At 54.3% G+C, this 19,972-nt stretch carries 18 protein-coding genes; 17 read left to right on the plus strand and 1 reads right to left on the minus strand.

What is annotated here, in order from left to right:
* Nucleotides 1-61 precede the first annotated feature (61 nt).
* The 6 genes from KGA69_RS23430 to KGA69_RS23455 all read left to right on the plus strand — a co-directional run bounded on the left by KGA69_RS23430 (nucleotide 62) and on the right by KGA69_RS23455 (nucleotide 7,122).
* Nucleotides 62-973: an amino acid ABC transporter substrate-binding protein gene (locus tag KGA69_RS23430; protein WP_015367719.1), complete on the plus strand. Its 912-nt coding sequence runs from the start codon at nucleotides 62-64 to the stop codon at nucleotides 971-973.
* 163 nt (nucleotides 974-1,136) lie between these two features.
* Nucleotides 1,137-1,877, plus strand: coding sequence for an amino acid ABC transporter permease (locus tag KGA69_RS23435; RefSeq protein WP_045392974.1), 741 nt, complete (start codon nucleotides 1,137-1,139; stop codon nucleotides 1,875-1,877).
* Nucleotides 1,877-2,551 carry a glutamate/aspartate ABC transporter permease GltK gene (gltK, locus tag KGA69_RS23440; RefSeq protein WP_045381494.1) on the plus strand — a complete coding sequence of 225 codons (675 nt, stop codon included), beginning with the start codon at nucleotides 1,877-1,879 and terminating at the stop codon, nucleotides 2,549-2,551. The genes KGA69_RS23435 and gltK overlap by 1 nt, the downstream gene beginning before the upstream one ends.
* Nucleotides 2,551-3,276 (plus strand): amino acid ABC transporter ATP-binding protein, encoded by a 726-nt coding sequence (locus KGA69_RS23445; RefSeq protein ID WP_015367722.1) that lies wholly within the window; start codon nucleotides 2,551-2,553, stop codon nucleotides 3,274-3,276. Before gltK ends, KGA69_RS23445 begins: the two co-directional genes overlap by 1 nt.
* A 340-nt stretch (nucleotides 3,277-3,616) precedes the next feature.
* Nucleotides 3,617-5,290: a ShlB/FhaC/HecB family hemolysin secretion/activation protein gene (locus KGA69_RS23450; protein ID WP_213292694.1), complete on the plus strand. Its 1,674-nt coding sequence runs from the start codon at nucleotides 3,617-3,619 to the stop codon at nucleotides 5,288-5,290.
* Nucleotides 5,291-5,328: 38 nt separating this feature from the next.
* Complete coding sequence (locus KGA69_RS23455; RefSeq protein ID WP_045392969.1) at nucleotides 5,329-7,122, plus strand: filamentous hemagglutinin N-terminal domain-containing protein; 1,794 nt, start codon at nucleotides 5,329-5,331, stop codon at nucleotides 7,120-7,122.
* A gap of 45 nt (nucleotides 7,123-7,167) precedes the next feature.
* On the opposite strand, the gene KGA69_RS23460 is transcribed toward KGA69_RS23455, so the two are convergent.
* Entirely contained in the window at nucleotides 7,168-7,650 is a 483-nt protein-coding gene (locus tag KGA69_RS23460) for a zinc ribbon-containing protein (protein ID WP_049061573.1), read from the minus strand.
* 226 nt (nucleotides 7,651-7,876) lie between these two features.
* Here KGA69_RS23460 and leuS point away from each other — a divergent pair, with 226 nt between their 5' ends.
* From leuS to dacA, 11 genes are all read left to right on the plus strand, one after another.
* Nucleotides 7,877-10,459 (plus strand): leucine--tRNA ligase, encoded by a 2,583-nt coding sequence (leuS, locus tag KGA69_RS23465; RefSeq protein WP_080986123.1) that lies wholly within the window; start codon nucleotides 7,877-7,879, stop codon nucleotides 10,457-10,459.
* 14 nt (nucleotides 10,460-10,473) lie between these two features.
* On the plus strand, nucleotides 10,474-11,064 hold the full coding sequence (gene lptE, locus KGA69_RS23470; protein ID WP_047068301.1) for an LPS assembly lipoprotein LptE: 591 nt from the start codon (nucleotides 10,474-10,476) through the stop codon (nucleotides 11,062-11,064).
* Nucleotides 11,064-12,095: a DNA polymerase III subunit delta gene (gene holA / locus KGA69_RS23475; protein WP_213292695.1), complete on the plus strand. Its 1,032-nt coding sequence runs from the start codon at nucleotides 11,064-11,066 to the stop codon at nucleotides 12,093-12,095. The genes lptE and holA overlap by 1 nt, the downstream gene beginning before the upstream one ends.
* A complete protein-coding gene (gene nadD / locus KGA69_RS23480) occupies nucleotides 12,088-12,738 on the plus strand; it encodes a nicotinate-nucleotide adenylyltransferase (protein ID WP_049061570.1) in 651 nt (216 codons plus the stop codon). Before holA ends, nadD begins: the two co-directional genes overlap by 8 nt.
* A gap of 51 nt (nucleotides 12,739-12,789) precedes the next feature.
* A complete protein-coding gene (locus tag KGA69_RS23485; protein WP_213292696.1) occupies nucleotides 12,790-13,398 on the plus strand; it encodes an adenosylcobalamin/alpha-ribazole phosphatase in 609 nt (202 codons plus the stop codon).
* Nucleotides 13,399-13,641: 243 nt separating this feature from the next.
* Nucleotides 13,642-13,959 (plus strand): ribosome silencing factor, encoded by a 318-nt coding sequence (gene rsfS, locus KGA69_RS23490; protein WP_002894623.1) that lies wholly within the window; start codon nucleotides 13,642-13,644, stop codon nucleotides 13,957-13,959.
* A gap of 3 nt (nucleotides 13,960-13,962) precedes the next feature.
* Nucleotides 13,963-14,430 (plus strand): 23S rRNA (pseudouridine(1915)-N(3))-methyltransferase RlmH, encoded by a 468-nt coding sequence (gene rlmH / locus KGA69_RS23495; RefSeq protein WP_015367732.1) that lies wholly within the window; start codon nucleotides 13,963-13,965, stop codon nucleotides 14,428-14,430.
* Nucleotides 14,431-14,457: 27 nt separating this feature from the next.
* On the plus strand, nucleotides 14,458-16,359 hold the full coding sequence (mrdA, locus tag KGA69_RS23500) for a peptidoglycan DD-transpeptidase MrdA (RefSeq protein WP_045381467.1): 1,902 nt from the start codon (nucleotides 14,458-14,460) through the stop codon (nucleotides 16,357-16,359).
* Nucleotides 16,359-17,471 (plus strand): peptidoglycan glycosyltransferase MrdB, encoded by a 1,113-nt coding sequence (mrdB, locus tag KGA69_RS23505; protein WP_008805635.1) that lies wholly within the window; start codon nucleotides 16,359-16,361, stop codon nucleotides 17,469-17,471. Before mrdA ends, mrdB begins: the two co-directional genes overlap by 1 nt.
* A gap of 10 nt (nucleotides 17,472-17,481) precedes the next feature.
* Nucleotides 17,482-18,627 carry an endolytic peptidoglycan transglycosylase RlpA gene (gene rlpA, locus KGA69_RS23510; protein WP_049061571.1) on the plus strand — a complete coding sequence of 382 codons (1,146 nt, stop codon included), beginning with the start codon at nucleotides 17,482-17,484 and terminating at the stop codon, nucleotides 18,625-18,627.
* 142 nt (nucleotides 18,628-18,769) lie between these two features.
* Nucleotides 18,770-19,969 (plus strand): D-alanyl-D-alanine carboxypeptidase DacA, encoded by a 1,200-nt coding sequence (gene dacA / locus KGA69_RS23515; protein ID WP_015367735.1) that lies wholly within the window; start codon nucleotides 18,770-18,772, stop codon nucleotides 19,967-19,969.
* Nucleotides 19,970-19,972 lie beyond the last annotated feature (3 nt).

Genomic DNA, 19,972 nt, shown 5'->3' on the forward strand with positions numbered 1-19,972 from the left:
CATACACACAATCACAATGGGTATCACTAGCGTCCCTGGCGTTAAGGATAAGGAGTTGGATATGCAATTACGTAAACTGGCCGCCGCAATGCTGGTCATGGGAGTGACCGCCGGTCTGGCGCACGCTGAAGATGCCGCCCCGGCCGCAGGTCAGAGCACGCTGGATAAAATCGCCAAAAACGGGGTGATCGTCGTCGGCCACCGCGAATCGTCCGTACCATTCTCCTACTACGATAACCAACAGAAAGTGGTGGGTTACTCTCAGGATTACTCCAACGCTATCGTTGAAGCCATCAAGAAAAAACTGAACAAACCCGATCTGCAGGTGAAGCTGATTCCGGTCACCTCGCAGAACCGTATCCCGCTGCTGCAGAACGGCACCTATGATTTCGAGTGCGGCTCCACCACCAACAACCTGGAGCGCCAGAAACAGGCCGCCTTCTCTGACACGATCTTCGTCGTCGGCACCCGTCTGCTGGTGAAAAAAGGCGGCCCGATTAAAGACTTCCCGGATCTGAAAGACAAAGCGGTGGTCGTCACCTCCGGTACCACCTCGGAAGTGCTGCTGCATAAGCTCAACGACGAGAAGAAAATGAACATGCGCATCATCAGCGCGAAAGATCACGGTGACTCCTTCCGTACTCTGGAAAGCGGCCGCGCGGTGGCCTTTATGATGGATGATGCCCTGCTGGCCGGCGAGCGCGCAAAAGCGAAGAAACCGGATAACTGGGAAATCGTCGGTACGCCGCAATCGAAAGAGGCCTATGGCTGCATGCTGCGTAAAGACGACGCGTCGTTCAAAACGCTGGTCGATGACACCGTCGCCCAGGCGCAGACCTCCGGCGAAGCGGCAAAATGGTTCGACACCTGGTTCAAGAACCCGATTCCGCCGAAAAATCTGAACCTGAACTTCGAACTGTCCGACGACATGAAGGCGCTGTTCAAATCACCGAATGATAAAGCTCTTAACTAATTAAAAAAACAGGGGCTCGACAAAGTAGCCCTCCCGATTGTTGCCTTCGCACGGACAGACTATACGGCGGCTGGTCGTTCCCCAGCCGCCGCGAATACCGAAACAAGCAGGGCAACAATCTTCGAGGGTAGCGCTGCTACCCTTTTTTTTCTGGAGTTTATTTATGTCAATAGACTGGAACTGGGGAATATTCCTGCAACCCGCCCCGTTCGGCAACACCACTTACTTAGGCTGGTTATGGAGCGGCTTTCAGGTTACCGTCGCACTGTCGATTAGCGCCTGGATTATCGCTTTCCTTGTCGGCTCGCTGTTCGGCATTCTGCGTACCGTCCCTAACCGCTGGTTAGCCGGGATTGGTACCTGTTACGTCGAACTGTTTCGTAACGTTCCACTGATCGTGCAGTTCTTTACCTGGTACCTTGTTATTCCGGAGTTTCTGCCGGAAAACGTCGGTATGTGGTTTAAATCCGAGCTGGATCCCAATATTCAGTTCTTTGTCTCCTCAATGCTGTGCCTCGGGCTGTTTACCGCCGCCCGCGTCTGCGAGCAGGTCCGCGCCGCGATACAGTCCCTTCCGCGCGGGCAAAAAAATGCCGGCCTGGCGATGGGCCTGACCCTGCCGCAAACCTATCGCTACGTGCTGCTGCCGAACGCCTATCGCGTTATCGTGCCGCCGATGACCTCGGAAATGATGAACCTGGTAAAAAACTCGGCCATCGCTTCCACCATCGGCCTGGCGGATATGGCGGCGCAGGCCGGCAAGTTACTGGATTACTCTGCCCACGCCTGGGAATCGTTTACCGCGATCACCCTCGCCTATGTCTTCATCAACGCCGTCATTATGCTGGTGATGTACGTGGTTGAACGTAAAGTTCGTCTGCCGGGCAATATGGGAGGCAAATAATGTACGATTTTGACTGGAGTTCAATTGTTCCTTCCATGCCCTACCTGCTGGCAGGATTGGTCATTACGCTGAAAATCACCGTCACGGCGATTATTTTCGGTATCGTTTGGGGCACCATTCTGGCGGTGATGCGCCTGTCAAGCTTCCTGCCGCTGGCGTGGTTTGCCAAAACTTACGTTAACGTTTTCCGCTCGATTCCGCTGGTGATGGTGCTGCTGTGGTTCTATCTGATCGTTCCCGGATTCCTGCAAAACGTGCTGGGGCTGTCGCCGAAAACCGATATTCGCCTGATTTCGGCAATGGTGGCATTTTCGATGTTTGAAGCGGCCTACTATTCGGAAATTATTCGCGCCGGTATCCAGAGCATTTCCCGCGGTCAATCAAGCGCCGCGCTGGCGCTGGGGATGACCCACTGGCAATCGATGAAGCTGGTGATCCTGCCGCAGGCCTTCCGCGCGATGGTCCCGCTGCTATTAACCCAGGGGATTGTGCTGTTCCAGGATACCTCACTGGTGTATGTCCTGAGTCTGGCTGATTTCTTCCGTACCGCCTCTACTATTGGCGAGCGCGACGGAACCCAGGTGGAAATGATCCTGTTCGCAGGCGCCGTTTATTTTGTATTTAGTCTCAGCGCATCGCTGTTGGTCAGTTGGTTGAAGAAAAGGACTGTGTAATGATTACCCTGAAAAATATTTCAAAATGGTATGGTCACTTTCAGGTGCTGACCGATTGCTCCACCGAAGTGAAAAAAGGCGAAGTCGTCGTGGTCTGCGGGCCGTCTGGCTCCGGTAAATCGACGCTGATTAAAACCGTTAACGGCCTGGAGCCGGTCCAGCAAGGCGAAATTATCGTTGATGGCACTCAGGTTAACGATAAGAAAACCAATCTTGCTAAATTGCGTTCCCGCGTCGGCATGGTATTCCAGCACTTTGAACTGTTCCCGCATCTGTCGATCATCGACAATCTGACGCTGGCGCAAATTAAGGTTCTTAATCGCGATAAAGAATCTTCCCGTAAAAAGGGTCTCAAATTATTGGAGCGCGTGGGCCTGGCGGCGCATGCGGAAAAATATCCGGCGCAGCTCTCAGGCGGTCAGCAGCAGCGTGTCGCGATCGCCCGCGCGCTGTGTATGGATCCGATTGCGATGCTGTTCGATGAGCCGACCTCAGCGCTTGACCCGGAGATGATCAACGAAGTGCTGGATGTCATGGTCGAACTGGCTAACGAAGGCATGACCATGATGGTAGTGACGCACGAAATGGGCTTTGCCCGTAAAGTAGCCAACCGGGTCATCTTTATGGATGAAGGTAAAATTGTCGAAGATGTCGATAAAGAAGCCTTCTTCGCCAACCCGCAATCAGAACGCGCGAAAGATTTCCTCGCCAAAATCCTGCACTAAAATCCCAGCGCGCACCTCATGTGCGCGCCTTCTTTCCCTGCGGTATTTGCATACATATATTAGTGGTTTATTTTAAGACTATCTCTATTAAGTCAGTAAATGAATCAGCCGCCGCGCCCAATAATTCACATTCTAAATTAGTTTAATTCATATAAAATTCAGTTTCCTTCGCATAGCTAAGCGTTACCGCCACAGCTAACATACCCCCCCGTTAAAAACGGCTTCTGGGAAAATTTCTCTACATAACATTACGCTTAAATAAAAATAATTTTTCTAAAGATGCACCTGCGCGCTTAAAAACACGACACACCCATTCAATGAAACAAATGGATCTTGCTTCATGTTTAATAAACACAATCTGCTTCACGCCCTACTAATTTTATTATTATGCCAGCATCAGGCTATTGCCAGCACCATTGCCTCGGCCACAACGAATCAAAACGAGCAGGATAAAGCGCGTCAGGCGGCGTTGACGCCACAGTATCAGGCCGCCCAGGCTTCACAAATTAATACCGACCGACAAACGCTCACCTTTCCGGAGGAAGAAAACTGCAGGCTCATCAATAATATTTATATCGATTCTGCCGAGCCGAAGCTCACTCATCAGCTTCTGGACAACCTTACAGCTCAGGCTCTGCATCGTTGTCTGGGGATTAACGGCATTCAGCATCTCGCCATGGCATTACAAAATGAGTTAATCGCCCGGGGTTATATCACTTCATTGGTGACCATCCCGGAACAATCATTGGCGGAAGGGGCATTAAGGCTCGAGCTGGCTTATGGCAAAATCGGTGAAATACTCTGGTCAACCGCAAGTGAGCAAACCACCAGCATCTGGAACAATATCCCCGCGCGTGAGGGAGATATTCTGCGCCTCTCTGACCTGGAACAGGGGATGGAAAACCTGCTTCGCCTGCCGGGAAGTTCAGCGAATATGCAAATCTTGCCGGGACAGCGGGAGGCGGAAAGCAATCTGCAGCTTACGCGGCGTCTGGATAAAAAGTGGCAGGTCGGTGCCTGGGTTGATGATGCTGGCAGCCGCGCCAGCGGCCGCTATCAGGCCGGGGGCGCGCTCTATTTGTATGATGTCACCACGCTCAACGATATTTTCTATGTCTCCGGCGGCGGCGATATTGAATTTAATCAGCATAATGACGGCAACCAGAATGGCAGTCTTTATTACTCGATCCCCTTCGGCTACTGGTCATTAAGTCTTTACGGTTCGCAGAGTCAATATAGACAGCTGTTCAAAGGCGCCTGGTCGCAAACGGACTATAAAAGTAAAAACCGCTACTACAGCGCTACGCTGTCGCGACTCCTGTCGCATACTCGTCAGCAACAGACATCGCTGGATTTACGCATCGCAAAAAGCGCTTCACGCTACTACTTTGGCGGTGAGGAGCTCGGGGTGATGCGCAAACAGAACCCGACATGGGAGCTGACGCTACGCCAGCAACGTTATTTCGATAAAAAAGTCGTCGCCGCCAGTCTGGGGCTACAACGCCGCCTTCCATGGCTAAGCTCCGTCGCCACGCCAGAAGAAAAAGCAGGCCTGTTCAGCAAGCGTTCACGCGTCGTGCACGCCGACTTGCAGGCTTTGATGAAATTCGATGTAACCGGCGATAAATTTAGTTACGCACCGCATGTTAATGCGCAATATAGCCCGGACATCCTCTCTTCGGACAACCAATTTAATATTGGCAACCGCTGGACGGTCCGTGGATTTGATGGCGAATATACTCTCTCCGGCAATCAGGGCTGGTACTGGAGTAATGATTTCATCTGGGATATCGCCGGCCCGGAACAGCAATTTTATTTAGGATTAGATATTGGTCGTATTATCGGCAGTGAACAATATCGGCAAGGAAAAGTGATTTCAGGTGCCGTTAGCGGATTGCGCGGTGATATATTCTCAACACAATATGATTTTTTCATCGGCACACCGCTAAGTAAACCAGATAACTTTAGTAGTGACTCATTCAATATGGGTTTCTCATTGAAGTGGAAGTATTAACACAACCTATTTTTCACTATATTTAAAGGAATAAATTCATGTTTAAGTTTAAATTAACCTATGTTGCTTTAGCAGCAGCGTTAAGCTCGACGGTGGTATACGCCGATCCGTCGACTTACACCCATCTATCAGGCGCAACGGTGGTTGATATTGAAGCGCCGAATGCTGCAGGCGTTTCGCACAACCTGTATCGTGAATTTAACGTTGGCAGCAACGGTTTAATACTCAATAACAGCGACAGCGATATTAATCATGCGACTTTTGGCAATATTGCTAAAAACAACAATCTGACTAATGGCGGCGCATCGGTGATCCTGAATGAAGTCACCTCAAATAAAGCCAGTTCCCTGAATGGTTTTATTGAGGTCGCCGGACTAAAAGCCGATGTCGTGATTGCCAACCCCAATGGCATTACCTGCTCTGGTTGTAGTTTCGTTAATACCAACAAGGCGGTATTAACCACAGGCCAGGTCAATATGACCGATGAAGGCGCTATCGGCAGCTATACCATCACCGATGGCAAAATTACTATTGGCGAGAAGGGCATGGATGCCTCCACCAGCTATGCCGCATTGCTGGCTGACGCCGTCGCCATCAATGGCATGGTCAACGCAGGTAACGCCACGGTCGGCGGCGGTAACTTCACCTTCGACAACAGCACTGGCGCCATGACTAGCGCAGGTAAAAGCGCTACCGTCCTGCAAATGATCAGCCCGGTATACAGTATTGATATCAGTAGCCTGGGCGGCATCAAAGCCAACAGTATCAGTATGGTCGGTAACAATTTAGGCTTTGGCGTGCGTAACAAAGGGTCAATCACCGCCAACTCGACGCTTTCTATCACCAACAATGGATTACTGACCAACGATGGCTCCATCGCCAGTAATGGTTACCTTACCAGCATCGCCGCCTCTGGAAATTTCACTAATAACGGTACGCTGACGACCAAGAATATGACCATGATTACTACCTATGGCGCTCTCAATAACGGCAGCAAGGGCACGATCAGTTCAACAAAGCAGCTGGTGCTCAATGCCAGCGGCAATATCCAGAACAGCGGAACGATTAGCGCGACGTCCAGTCTGGTAGCCGCCAGCAACGGAGCGATAACCAACAACGCTGGTGCCAAAATCACTTCCGATGCGCAGATTACCGCCACGTCGTTAGGTAATTTCACCAATGACGGGACGATCAAAGGTAAAAACACTGCGTTAAACTTTATTGGCACCAATTTTAAAAATACCGGCACTATCAGCGCGACGGGTAAAGTGGCCGTGAAATCGCTGAAGCAGGATAGCACCACCAATACCGGTGAGATTTATAACCTGGGCACTATTAGCGGTGAAAATATTGATATGCAAACCAACGGCACGCTGGCGCAAAGCACCAGTGGTCGCATGGAGGCCACCAACGCCATTACCGCGCATAGCTACTGGCTGAATAACAACGGTTATATGAAAGCCGCTGATATTACTACCGATCATGGCACGATTAGTAACACAGGTACTATCACCGCGGCCAATGTCTCTCTGACAACTTATTATGATGTTACTAATGAAGGGACGATTTACAGCACCGGCGATCTGCTGCTGGACACCCAGTTGAAAGGCAATATCTATAACTACTCATTAATTCAGGCGAACGGCACCTTAACCATGACCGCGAAAAAGGTTGTTAACAGTGGTCGCGGCTGCGGTTGGTTGAAATTTAATACCTGTGATGTCGGCACCATCAGCGCCAACAAGATGGTCCTCAACTCCTCATATAAATACGCCAGCGAGATGGGCGGTTATCAATACTTTAAGATTGCGGAAATCAATACCGTTCTGTAATGACTCAGCGATGCGCAGCGCAATGCGCATCGCTGCTTTTAGCGTTTACGGCTCAAATGGCCGACGCTGGAACTGATCGTGCCCGCACTTTGGGCACCGCGGCAATACGTCCGGTGTATACACCGCCAGGTGATAGTGGCACTTCTCGCATACCAGGTTGCCAAGACCTACCACTTCACCGCTGTGATAGACCCCGTGGTGGTTCAGATCCTGAAATACTTCGCGCCACTCAAGCTGGGTTTTATCGGTGATATCGGCAAGCTCCTGCCACAGACTCTCTTTGATCACCCGCATAAATACGCTGTCGCTGTCGTCTTCCTGACTCTCTTCATAGCTGCGGGCAAATTCTTCTAAATCGCGCTTTACCGCCGCGATCAGCGACTCGACCTCGCTCTGCGTCAGATCGCCTGCCTGGGTGATTTTCTCCCTCGCCTGCTTCACCAGCGCGTCAATGTCACGCTCTCCATTGCGCAGCCGTTCACTGAGCGAGGAGACCAGTTCCCGGTAATATTGAGCAACCTTGTTCATCATTTCGCCTCCGGTGTGATTAACTGCTTCTAATAATAGACGTTATCTGCGGTTTGCTTTGCCAGCCGCGCCACAGACTCGTGAAAAATTCTGCGTCGCTTTTGCCGATGTTAATGTGCGAAAGGCTGTTTTGACGTGGACGTTTGGGCTATGCTATGCCGATCTGAAATAACACATCCATTGGCTACATTTTGTAGCTGTATTGAAAACAGGACCACTGGCTGCCATGCAAGAGCAATACCGCCCGGAAGAGATAGAATCGAAAGTCCAGCTTCACTGGGACGAAAATCGTACATTTGAAGTAACTGAAGACGAGAGCAAAGAGAAGTATTACTGCCTGTCGATGCTTCCTTATCCTTCTGGTCGACTACACATGGGTCACGTGCGTAACTACACCATCGGCGACGTCATCGCGCGCTATCAGCGCATGCTGGGCAAAAACGTCCTGCAGCCAATCGGTTGGGATGCGTTTGGTCTGCCTGCGGAAGGCGCGGCGGTGAAAAACAATACCGCCCCGGCGCCGTGGACCTACGACAACATCGCATACATGAAAAACCAGCTGAAAAAGCTGGGCTTCGGCTATGACTGGAGCCGTGAAATTGCGACCTGCACCCCGGAATACTACCGCTGGGAGCAAAAATTCTTCACCGAGCTGTATAAAAAAGGCCTGGTGTACAAGAAAACCTCCGCGGTCAACTGGTGTCCGAATGACCAGACCGTGCTGGCTAACGAACAGGTTATCGACGGCTGCTGCTGGCGCTGCGACACCAAGGTTGAGCGTAAAGAAATCCCGCAGTGGTTTATTAAAATCACCGCCTATGCCGATGAACTGCTCAACGATCTGGACAATCTGGACCACTGGCCAGACACCGTTAAGACCATGCAGCGCAACTGGATCGGCCGCTCTGAAGGGGTGGAAATCTCCTTTGACGTCAACGACTACGCCGATAAGCTGACCGTCTACACCACCCGCCCGGATACCTTTATGGGCTGCACCTACCTGGCGGTCGCTGCGGGTCACCCGCTGGCCCAGCAGGCTGCGGCTAACAATCCGGCGCTGGCCGCCTTTATTGACGAATGCCGTAACACCAAAGTTGCCGAAGCCGACATGGCGACAATGGAGAAAAAAGGCGTCGACACCGGCTTTAAAGCTATTCACCCGCTGACCGGTGAAGCTATCCCGGTATGGGCGGCGAACTTCGTGCTGATGGAGTACGGTACCGGCGCGGTGATGGCCGTTCCGGGTCACGACCAGCGCGACTACGAGTTTGCCAGCAAATACGGCCTGAACATCAAGCCGGTTATCCTCGCCGCCGATGGTTCCGAGCCGGATCTCTCCGAGCAGGCGCTGACTGAAAAAGGCGTGCTGTTTAATTCCGGCGAATTTAGCGGCCTGGATTACGAAGCGGGCTTCAACGCCATCGCCGATAAATTGGCCGCGATGGGCGTTGGCGAGCGTAAAGTTAACTACCGCCTGCGCGACTGGGGGGTTTCCCGCCAGCGTTACTGGGGCGCGCCAATTCCGATGGTAACCCTGGAAGACGGTACCGTGATGCCGACGCCGGAAGATCAGCTGCCGGTAATCCTGCCGGAAGACGTAGTCATGGACGGCATCACCAGCCCGATCAAAGCCGACCAGGAGTGGGCGAAAACCACCGTTAACGGCATGCCGGCGCTGCGTGAAACCGACACCTTTGACACCTTTATGGAGTCTTCCTGGTACTACGCGCGCTATACCTGCCCGCAGTACGATAAAGGCATGCTGGACCCGAATGCCGCGAACTACTGGCTGCCGGTGGATATCTATATCGGCGGTATCGAACACGCCATTATGCACCTGCTCTATTTCCGCTTCTTCCACAAGCTGATGCGCGATGCCGGTATGGTGAACTCCGATGAGCCAGCCAAACAGCTGCTGTGCCAGGGCATGGTGCTGGCCGATGCGTTCTACTACGTCGGCGAAAACGGCGAGCGTAACTGGGTATCACCGATTGACGCTACCGTTGAGCGTGATGAAAAAGGCCGCATCGTTAAAGCCTTCGATCCGCAGGGCCGCGAGCTGGTGTACACCGGCATGAGCAAAATGTCCAAGTCGAAGAACAACGGTATCGACCCGCAGGTGATGGTTGAACGCTACGGCGCGGATACCGTACGTCTGTTCATGATGTTCGCGTCTCCGGCGGAAATGACCCTGGAGTGGCAGGAATCCGGCGTAGAAGGCGCGAACCGCTTCCTGAAACGCGTCTGGAAACTGGTTTACGAGCATACCTCTCAGGGCCCGGCTGTCGCCCTGGACGTGGCAAGCCTCAGCGAAGATCAGCAAGCGCTGCGTCGCGACGTGCACAAAACGATTGCCAAAGTGACCGATGATATCGGCCGTCGTCAGACCTTCAATACCGCCATTGCCGCGGTGATGGAGCTGATGAACAAACTGGCGAAAGCGCCGCAGGAAGGCGAGCAGGATCGCGCGCTGATGCGTGAGGCTCTGCTGGCAGTCGTACGTATGCTCAACCCGTTCACTCCGCATGCCTGCTTCACCCTGTGGCAAGAACTGGGCGGCGAAGGCGATATCGACAACGCGCCGTGGCCGGTAGCGGACGAAAGTGCAATGGTTGAAAACACGACTCTGGTCGTCGTCCAGGTAAACGGTAAAGTTCGTGGTAAAATTACCGTTGCGGTAGATGCAACCGAGGAGCAGGTTCGTGAACGTGCAGGCCAGGAACATCTGGTCGCAAAATACCTTGAAGGCGTGACCGTACGTAAAGTGATTTACGTTCCGGGCAAACTGCTCAATCTGGTCGTTGGCTAAGCGCGGGAGGAAGCGTGCGATATCTGGCAACAATGCTGTTATCTCTGGCGGTGTTAATCACCGCCGGTTGCGGCTGGCATCTGCGTAGCAATACGCAGGTTCCAACCACAATGAAAACTATGATTTTCCAGTCAAGCGATCCGAACGGTCCGTTAAGCCGTGCGGTACGTAATCAGCTGCGTCTGAATGGCGTTGAGCTGATCGATGCCGATACGCTGCGTAAGGACGTTCCGTCCCTGCGTCTTGGTAACTCATCCATTCAGAAAGATACGGCATCCATTTTCCAGGATGGTCGTACTGCTGAATACCAGATGGTGCTGACCGTTAACGCCACCGTATTGATCCCGGGTCATGACATTTACCCGATCAATACCAAGGTTTATCGTTCATTCTTCGATAACCCGCAGGCGGCGCTGGCGAAAGATGCCGAGCAGGACATGATTGTTCGTGAGATGTACGACAAGGCCGCGGAACAGCTGATCCGCAAATTGCCGAGCGTGCATGTTGCGGATGTCGAAGCCACCAAAGAGGCTGAGCAACCGGTGTCTGGAACCCCGGCCGCCTCGACCTCCGGCAACCGCGTTTCCACTACGCTGGGTAACTGATGATTCGGTTGTACCCGGAACAACTCCGCGCGCAGCTCACTGAAGGGCTGCGCGCGACGTATTTATTGCTTGGTAACGATCCGCTGTTGTTACAGGAAAGCCAGGATGCCATCCGCGAAGCCGCGGCCGCCCAGGGCTTTACCGAACATCACACCGCGACCATCGATGCCAGCACCGACTGGCCCGCCCTTTTCTCCTTAAGTCAGGCGCTGAGCCTCTTTTCCAGCCGCCAGACGCTTCTGCTTATTCTGCCGGAAAACGGTCCGAATGCGGCGATTAACGAACAGCTAGCCACGCTGGTCGGTATGCTGCATGAAGATCTGCTGCTGATTGTCCGCGGCAATAAGCTTACCAAAGCCCAGGAAAACGCAGCATGGGTAACCGCGCTTGCCAGCCGCGCCGTACAGGTCAGCTGTCAGACGCCGGAATATGCGCAGCTACCGCGCTGGCTGGCCGCCCGCGCTAAGCAGAACAAGCTGCAATTAGATGAAGCCGCCAGCCAACTGCTGTGCTACTGCTATGAAGGTAATCTGCTGGCGTTAGCGCAGGCGCTGGAGCGACTCTCGCTGCTGTGGCCTGACGGCAAGCTGACGTTGCCTCGCGTTGAGCAGGCGGTGAATGATGCCGCCCACTTCACGCCATATCACTGGGTCGATGCCCTGCTGGCCGGCAAGAGCAAGCGCGTACTGCACGTCCTGCAGCAACTGCGCCTTGAAGGCTGCGAACCCGCCATTTTGCTGCGCACGCTGCAGCGCGAACTGCTGCTGCTGGTGAACCTGAAGCGCCAGTCGGCGCATACGCCGCTGCGTACGCTGTTTGATAAACACCGGGTCTGGCAGAACCGCCGTCAACTGGTTGGCGACGCGCTCACGCGCCTCAGCGCCGAGCAACTGCGCCAGGCCGTCACGTTATTAACCCGCGCCGAGCTCACCTTCAAACAAGATTATGGCCAGTCAATATGGCCCGAGCTGGAAAGTCTTTCGTTACTGCTCTGCCATAAAGCACTGGCGGACGTTTTCATTGATGGTTGATATGACTCAGTTGCAGGCGATGTACGGCGGCACCTTCGATCCGGTGCATTATGGCCACCTGAAGCCGGTAGAAATTCTGGCGAACCAGATCGGTCTTAACCGGGTGATCATCGTCCCCAATAACGTCCCGCCGCATCGTCCGCAGCCGGAGGCCACCAGCGCCCAGCGCGTACATATGCTCGAGCTGGCGATAGCGGATAAACCGCTGTTTGTCCTCGATGAGCGCGAGCTGCGGCGCGATACCCTGTCCTGGACGGCGCAAACGTTGCAGGAGTGGCGACAGGAACAGGGTCCCGAACGACCGCTGGCGTTTATTATTGGTCAGGATTCGCTGTTGACCTTCCCCACCTGGCATAACTACGCCACGATCCTCGATAACGCCCATCTGATCGTCTGCCGTCGTCCGGGATATCCACTGGCGATGAAGCGCGAAGAAGATCAGCAATGGCTTGATAAACATCTCACCCACGATATCGAGCTGTTACATAACCGCCCCGCCGGCGCTATCTATCTGGCGGAAACGCCGTGGTTCGATATTTCCGCCACGCTGATTCGTCAGCGTCTGCAGCAGGGGGTCTCCTGCGCCGATATGCTGCCCGCGGCCGTGCTGGACTACATTCACCAGCAGAAGCTCTATTGCTGAGAACCCGCTGCGGGGATATCGTTACGCTACGCGATTTCCACGGAGTGCATCATGAAATTATGGCTGGTTCGCCACGGCGAAACGCAGGCTAACGTCGACGGGCTGTATAGCGGTCACGCTCCCACCCCGCTCACCGAACGCGGTATCCAGCAGGCGCGCTCGCTGGGTGACTGTCTGCGGGAGGTACCTTTCGAGCTGGTATTGTGCAGCGAGCTGGAGAGAACCCAGCATACCGCCGACCTGGTGCTCGCTGGTCGGCTAATCCCACGGCAAGTGATTCCTTCGTTGAATGAGATGTTTTTTGGCGATTGGGAAATGCGCCACCATCGCGATCTGCAAAAAGAAGATCCGCAGAACTACGCCGCATGGTGCAAAGACTGGCAGAACGCCGCGCCGACCAACGGCGAAAGCTTCCAGGCCTTCGCGCAGCGTATCGCGGCTTTTGTCGCCACCCTCGGGCAATATCAGCCGCGGGATAACCTGCTGATCGTCGGCCACCAGGGCGCTTTAAGCCTGTTAATCGCACTCTTATTGCAGATGCCTGCCTCAGCAATGTGGCATTTTCCCCTCGCCCACGGCTGCTGGAGCCTTATCGAACGACGCGACGATTTTACAACCCTGCGGGTATTAAATAGCCAGGCGCAGTGGCGCGCGGAATAAGAATTCATGACCGCCCATTGACAGCCCCGAGCAGGCTGCTATTCTCCGCAGCCAGGCTACACCCGCTATACGCATCTTACAGAAATTGTTTTACAAAAATGGCGATGCATTCGTCGGCAAGGGATGGGATGATAGCCCGCTTTCAAGGGCTGAAAGCTGACTTTTCTCCCGACATTGCCATGACTTCGGGTATACTGTCAGGCTCGTTATTGTTATCACTCTTCACGCACCCAGGGGGAACACTTGCAGGGTAAAGCACTCCAGGATTTTGTTATCGACAAAATTGATGACCTGAAAGGTCAGGACATCGTCGCCATTGATGTACATGGCAAATCCAGCATCACCGATTGCATGATTATTTGCACCGGCACGTCTACGCGCCACGTGATGTCCATCGCCGACCATGTGGTGCAGGAATCCCGCGCCGCCGGGATGTTGCCGCTGGGCGTTGAAGGTGAAGCCGCCGCCGACTGGATCGTGGTCGATCTGGGCGACGTGATGGTTCACGTCATGCAGGAAGAGAGCCGTCGTCTGTACGAGCTGGAAAAACTCTGGAGTTAATGCGTGAAGCTACAATTGGTGGCCGTTGGCACCAAAATGCCGGACTGGGTTCAGACCGGCTTTAGCGAATATCTGCGCCGTTTTCCAAAAGATATGCCGTTCGAACTGGTAGAGATCCCTGCCGGTAAGCGCGGAAAAAATGCCGATATCAAACGCATCCTCGAAAAAGAGGGCGAAATGATGCTGGCGGCCGCAGGCAAGAACCGTATCGTGACCCTGGATATTCCCGGTAAGCCCTGGGATACGCCGCAGCTGGCGCGAGAACTGGAACGCTGGAAGCAGGATGGCCGGGACGTCAGTTTACTCATTGGCGGCCCGGAAGGTCTCTCTCCGGCCTGCAAAGCGGCAGCGGAACAGAGTTGGTCCCTTTCCACGCTCACGTTGCCTCACCCGTTAGTTCGCGTGCTGGTGGCTGAGAGCCTGTATCGTGCGTGGAGCATTACGACTAACCACCCTTACCACCGTGAGTAATGATGACCTGGGTAGACTAAGCAGCGAATGAAATTACAGAATTCTTTCCGCGACTATACGGCTGAATCCTCGCTGTTTGTACGCCGGGCGCTGGTCGCTTTTACGGGCATTTTGTTGCTTACCGGCGTGCTGATTGCCAACCTCTACAACGTACAGATTGTCCGTTTCAACGACTATCAAACGCGTTCCAATGAAAACCGTATTAAGCTGGTCCCCATTCCGCCCAGCCGCGGCATTATCTACGATCGCAACGGCACGCCGCTGGCGCTGAACCGCACCATCTATCAGTTAGAGATGATGCCAGAAAAAGTCGATAACGTGCAGCAGACGCTGGATGCGCTGCGCGACGTCGTCGACCTGACCGACGACGACATCGCCGGCTTTAAAAAAGAGCGCGCGCGCTCTCACCGCTTCACCTCGATTCCGGTGAAGGTCAATCTTAATGAAGTCCAGGTGGCGCGCTTCGCCGTAAACCAGTACCGCTTCCCCGGCGTCGAAGTCAAAGGCTACAAGCGCCGCTACTATCCCTATAACTCCGCCCTGACCCACGTTATCGGCTACGTCTCTAAAATTAACGATAAAGACGTCGATCGCCTGGATAAAGAGGGCAAGCTGGCTAACTACGCGTCGACCCACGACATCGGTAAGCTGGGAATCGAGCGCTATTATGAAGACGTGCTGCACGGGCAAACCGGTTATGAAGAGGTTGAAGTCAACAACCGCGGCCGCGTTATTCGCCAGTTAAAAGAAGTGCCTCCGCAGGCCGGACGCGATATCTACTTAACCCTTGATTTGAAGCTGCAGCAGTATATCGAAACGCTGCTGGCGGGCAGCCGCGCGGCGGTAGTGGTCACCGACCCGCGCAGCGGCGCGATTCTGGCGCTGGTTTCAACCCCGAGCTACGATCCCAACCTGTTTGTCGATGGTATCTCCAGTAAAGATTATTCCGGACTCCTCAACGATCCGAATACCCCGCTGGTTAACCGCGCCACACAAGGGGTCTATCCACCGGCCTCGACGGTAAAACCCTACGTCGCCGTCTCGGCCTTGAGCGCCGGCGTCATTACCCGCAATACCAGTCTGTTCGACCCCGGCTGGTGGCAGCTGCCTGGATCGGAAAAACGCTATCGCGACTGGAAAAAATGGGGCCACGGTCACCTGAACGTCACTAAGGCGCTGGAAGAGTCCGCGGATACCTATTTCTATCAGGTCGCCTATGATATGGGCATCGACCGCCTTTCCGAATGGATGAGTAAATTCGGCTACGGTGACTACACCGGCGTCGACCTGGCGGAAGAGCGCTCCGGCAACATGCCAACTCGCGAATGGAAGCTCAAGCGCTTTAAGAAACCCTGGTACCAGGGCGACACCATCCCGGTCGGTATCGGCCAGGGCTACTGGACCGCTACGCCGATTCAGATGAACAAAGCGCTGATGATCCTGATAAATGACGGTGTGGTTAAAGTCCCTCACCTGCTGCAAAGCACGCTTGAAGACGGTAAACAGGTACCGTGGGTTCAGCCGCATGAACCGCCGGTCGGCGATATTCATTCCGGCTATTGGGAAATCGCTAAAGACGGAATGTATGGCGTTGCCAACCGCGGCAACGGTACCGCGCACAAATACTTTGCCAGCGCGCCGTATAAGATTGCGGCGAAGTCCGGTACCGCGCAGGTATTCGGCCTGAAAGCCAACGAAACCTATAACGCGCACCGAATTTCCGAGCGTCTGCGTGACCACAAGCTCATGACGGCGTTTGCGCCTTACAACAACCCCCAGGTCGCGGTGGCGATGATCCTGGAGAATGGCGGCGCCGGCCCGGCGGTCGGTACCATTATGCGCCAGATCCTCGATCACATCATGCTGGGTGATAACAACACCAATCTGCCGAGTGAGAACCCGGCGGTGACGGCGGGGGAGGATCAATAATGACCGATAATCCGAACAAAAAATCGCTATGGGATAAAATCCATCTTGACCCAACGATGCTGCTCATTCTGCTGGCGCTGCTCACCTACAGCGCGCTGGTTATCTGGAGCGCCAGCGGCCAGGACGTAGGCATGATGGAGCGCAAAATCGGCCAAATCGCCATGGGCGTGGTGATTATGATCGTGATGGCGCAGATCCCACCGCGGGTATATGAGGGCTGGGCGCCCTACCTGTATATTTTCTGTATTATTTTGCTGGTTGCCGTAGACGCCTTCGGCGCTATCTCCAAAGGCGCACAGCGCTGGCTCGATCTCGGTATTGTGCGTTTTCAGCCCTCGGAGATTGCTAAAATAGCCGTGCCGCTGATGGTAGCGCGGTTCATAAACCGCGATGTCTGTCCGCCTTCACTGAAGAATACCGCCATCGCGCTGGTCCTGATCTTCCTGCCGACCCTGCTGGTTGCGGCGCAGCCAGACCTCGGCACTTCTATTTTGATCGCCCTCTCCGGACTGTTTGTTCTGTTCCTCTCCGGCCTGAGCTGGCGCTTAATCGGCATCGCGGTGGTACTTGTCGCCGCCTTCATTCCGATTTTGTGGTTCTTCCTGATGCACGACTACCAGCGTCAGCGCGTAATGATGCTGCTCGATCCGGAGACCGATCCGCTGGGCGCGGGCTATCATATTATTCAGTCCAAAATCGCTATCGGTTCCGGCGGATTACGCGGTAAAGGCTGGTTGCATGGTACTCAGTCGCAGCTCGAATTCCTGCCGGAGCGCCATACCGACTTTATCTTCGCCGTACTGGCGGAAGAGCTGGGGCTTATCGGGGTGTTGATCCTGCTGGCATTGTACATTTTGCTTATCATGCGTGGACTATGGATCGCCGCCCAGGCGCAAACCACCTTTGGCCGCGTCATGGCAGGCGGTTTAATGTTGATTTTATTCGTTTATGTCTTCGTAAATATTGGTATGGTAAGTGGTATTTTGCCGGTGGTGGGGGTACCTTTGCCGCTGGTCAGCTACGGGGGCTCAGCCCTAATCGTATTGATGGCCGGGTTTGGTATCGTTATGTCGATCCATACCCACAGAAAAATGTTGTCGAAAAGCGTTTAAGGGGTTCGCAATGCGTAAGCAATGGCTGGGGATCTGCATAGCAGCAGGGCTGCTGGCGGCATGTTCAGGTGAAGACGTTCAGCAGAAGACGGTTAGCGTCCCGCAGCCGGCTGTCTGTAATGGTCCGACGGTAGAAATCAGCGGCGCCGATCCGCATTTCGAAACGCTGAATGCCACGGCCAATCAGGATTATGAGCGCGACGGCAAAAGCTATAAAATCGTCCAGGATCCGGCTAACTTCACCCAGACCGGTCTGGCGGCAATTTATGATGCCGAACCGAACAGCAACCTGACCGCCTCTGGCGAAGCGTTCGATCCGACACAGCTTACCGCCGCGCATCCTACGTTGCCTATCCCAAGCTATGCGCGTATCACTAACCTGGCCAATGGCCGGATGATCGTAGTGCGCATTAACGATCGTGGCCCGTACGGCAATGACCGGGTCATTTCCCTGTCCCGCGCCTCAGCGGACCGCCTGAACACTTCTAACAATACTAAAGTTCGTATCGATCCAATTATTGTCTCTCAGGACGGCGCGTTATCCGGCCCAGGTATGGCGTGCACCACCGTCGCCAAACAGACCTATGCCTTGCCTTCGCGTCCAAACCTTGATGGCGATGGTTCCGCGGCCATCTCACCGGCCGACCAATCAAACGTTCATGCCATTAGCAACTCAACGCTTAAGCCTGAAGATAACGTGGGCGCGCCGGTTAACGGTAGTGGATTCCTCGGCGCGCCGACGCCGCTGAATAATGGCGTACTGGAAGGTAGCGAACCCGCTACTGCTGCGCCTGCCGCCGTCGCCGCAACGCCTGCAACGCCCAGCGCGCCGGTTACCGCGCCTGGCTCGATTCAAGGTAGCGTCGCGCCTGCCGCGACCGCAACAGCAGCAGCAACCGCCGCTGTGGCCGCGCCAAACGCCGGCACCAGCGGTGAGTTCGTCGTGCAGGTCGGCGCCGTTAGCGACCAGGCTCGCGCCCAGCAATATCAGCAGCGCCTGAGCCAACAGTTCGCCGTTCCCGGCCGTGTGATGCAAAACGGCGCCGTATGGCGGATTCAACTGGGTCCATTTGCCAGTAAGTCGCAAGCGACGACGGTACAACAGCGTCTGCAAAACGAAGCGCAGCTACAATCATTTATTACTCGCGCCAACTAAACGTGACGCCGCGGCACCTCCCGCCACCGCATATGTAAAAGTCGTTAACAAAGTCATATGCAATGTAGGATGCCGCTGCGAAACGCATTTGTTATAGTAAGGCACTTTTTTTAATTTCATCACGGATGCCGTTGTTCTAACCATGAAGACCTCTTTCACCGCTCGTTTACTCGTTACGGCCCTCTCCGTTGCGGCACTGTCTACCGCTGCCCGCGCCGATGACCTGAATATGAAAACCATGATCCCAGGCGCTCCGCAGATCGATGCTGAATCCTGGGTTCTTATCGATTACAACTCAGGTAAAGTGCTGGCGGAAAACAACGCCGACGCCCGCCGCGATCCGGCGAGCCTGACCAAAATGATGACCAGCTATGTCATAGGCCAGGCCATGAAGGCGGGCAAATTCAAAGAATCCGATCTGGTCACCGTGGGTAACGACGCGTGGGCAACCGGTAACCCGGTGTTTAAAGGTTCTTCCCTGATGTTCCTGAAGCCGGGCATGCAAGTGCCGGTTTCGCAGCTGATCCGCGGCATCAACCTGCAATCCGGTAACGATGCCTGCGTGGCGATGGCCGACTACGTCGCCGGCAGCCAGGACGCATTTGTCAGCCTGATGAACAACTACGTAAACGCGTTGGGCCTGAAAAATACCCATTTCCAGACCGTTCACGGCCTGGACGCCGACGGCCAGTACAGTTCCGCGCGTGACATGGCGCTGATCGGCCAGGCGCTGATCCGCGACGTACCGAATGAGTATTCCATCTACCGTGAAAAAGAGTTCACCTTCAACGGTATTCGCCAGCTGAACCGTAACGGCCTGCTGTGGGATAACAGCCTCAACGTCGACGGCATTAAAACCGGCCATACCGACAAAGCCGGCTACAACCTGGTTGCCTCCGCTACCGAAGGCCAGATGCGCCTGATCTCCGCGGTGATGGGCGGGCGTACTTACAAAGGTCGTGAGTCCGAAAGCAAGAAACTGCTGACCTGGGGCTTCCGCTTCTTCGAAACCGTGAACCCCATTAAAGCAGGTAAAGAGTTCGCCTCTGAACCGGCCTGGTTCGGCGATAGCGATCGCGCTTCTCTGGGCGTAGATAAAGACGTCTATCTGACTATCCCGCGCGGGCGCATGAAAGACCTGAAAGCCAGCTATGTACTGAACAACACCGAACTGCACGCGCCGCTGCAGAAAAACCAGGTGGTCGGTACCATTAACTTCCAGCTGGATGGCAAAACTATCGATCAGCGTCCGTTAGTGGTGCTGCAGGAAATTCCGGAAGGTAATTTCTTCGGCAAAATCATTGATTACATTAAGTTAATGTTCCATCACTGGTTTGGTTAAAAA

This window comes from Klebsiella sp. A52, from assembly GCF_018388785.1.
In the GTDB taxonomy this organism is placed as follows: Bacteria; Pseudomonadota; Gammaproteobacteria; order Enterobacterales; family Enterobacteriaceae; genus Klebsiella; species Klebsiella aerogenes.

Bases quoted from the DNA above. Each gene is read 5' to 3' on its own strand.
- mrdA (WP_045381467.1), top strand. From the start codon at position 14,458: ATGAAATTACAGAATTCTTTCCGCGACTATACGGCTGAATCCTCGCTG.
- holA (WP_213292695.1), top strand. From the start codon at position 11,064: ATGATTCGGTTGTACCCGGAACAACTCCGCGCGCAGCTCACTGAAGGG.
- KGA69_RS23455 (WP_045392969.1), top strand. From the start codon at position 5,329: ATGTTTAAGTTTAAATTAACCTATGTTGCTTTAGCAGCAGCGTTAAGC.
- gltK (WP_045381494.1), top strand. From the start codon at position 1,877: ATGTACGATTTTGACTGGAGTTCAATTGTTCCTTCCATGCCCTACCTG.
- nadD (WP_049061570.1), top strand. From the start codon at position 12,088: ATGGTTGATATGACTCAGTTGCAGGCGATGTACGGCGGCACCTTCGAT.
- KGA69_RS23450 (WP_213292694.1), top strand. From the start codon at position 3,617: ATGTTTAATAAACACAATCTGCTTCACGCCCTACTAATTTTATTATTA.
- KGA69_RS23435 (WP_045392974.1), top strand. From the start codon at position 1,137: ATGTCAATAGACTGGAACTGGGGAATATTCCTGCAACCCGCCCCGTTC.
- KGA69_RS23430 (WP_015367719.1), top strand. From the start codon at position 62: ATGCAATTACGTAAACTGGCCGCCGCAATGCTGGTCATGGGAGTGACC.
- mrdB (WP_008805635.1), top strand. From the start codon at position 16,359: ATGACCGATAATCCGAACAAAAAATCGCTATGGGATAAAATCCATCTT.
- KGA69_RS23460 (WP_049061573.1), bottom strand. From the start codon at position 7,650: ATGAACAAGGTTGCTCAATATTACCGGGAACTGGTCTCCTCGCTCAGT.
- KGA69_RS23445 (WP_015367722.1), top strand. From the start codon at position 2,551: ATGATTACCCTGAAAAATATTTCAAAATGGTATGGTCACTTTCAGGTG.
- rlpA (WP_049061571.1), top strand. From the start codon at position 17,482: ATGCGTAAGCAATGGCTGGGGATCTGCATAGCAGCAGGGCTGCTGGCG.
- KGA69_RS23485 (WP_213292696.1), top strand. From the start codon at position 12,790: ATGAAATTATGGCTGGTTCGCCACGGCGAAACGCAGGCTAACGTCGAC.
- leuS (WP_080986123.1), top strand. From the start codon at position 7,877: ATGCAAGAGCAATACCGCCCGGAAGAGATAGAATCGAAAGTCCAGCTT.
- dacA (WP_015367735.1), top strand. From the start codon at position 18,770: ATGAAGACCTCTTTCACCGCTCGTTTACTCGTTACGGCCCTCTCCGTT.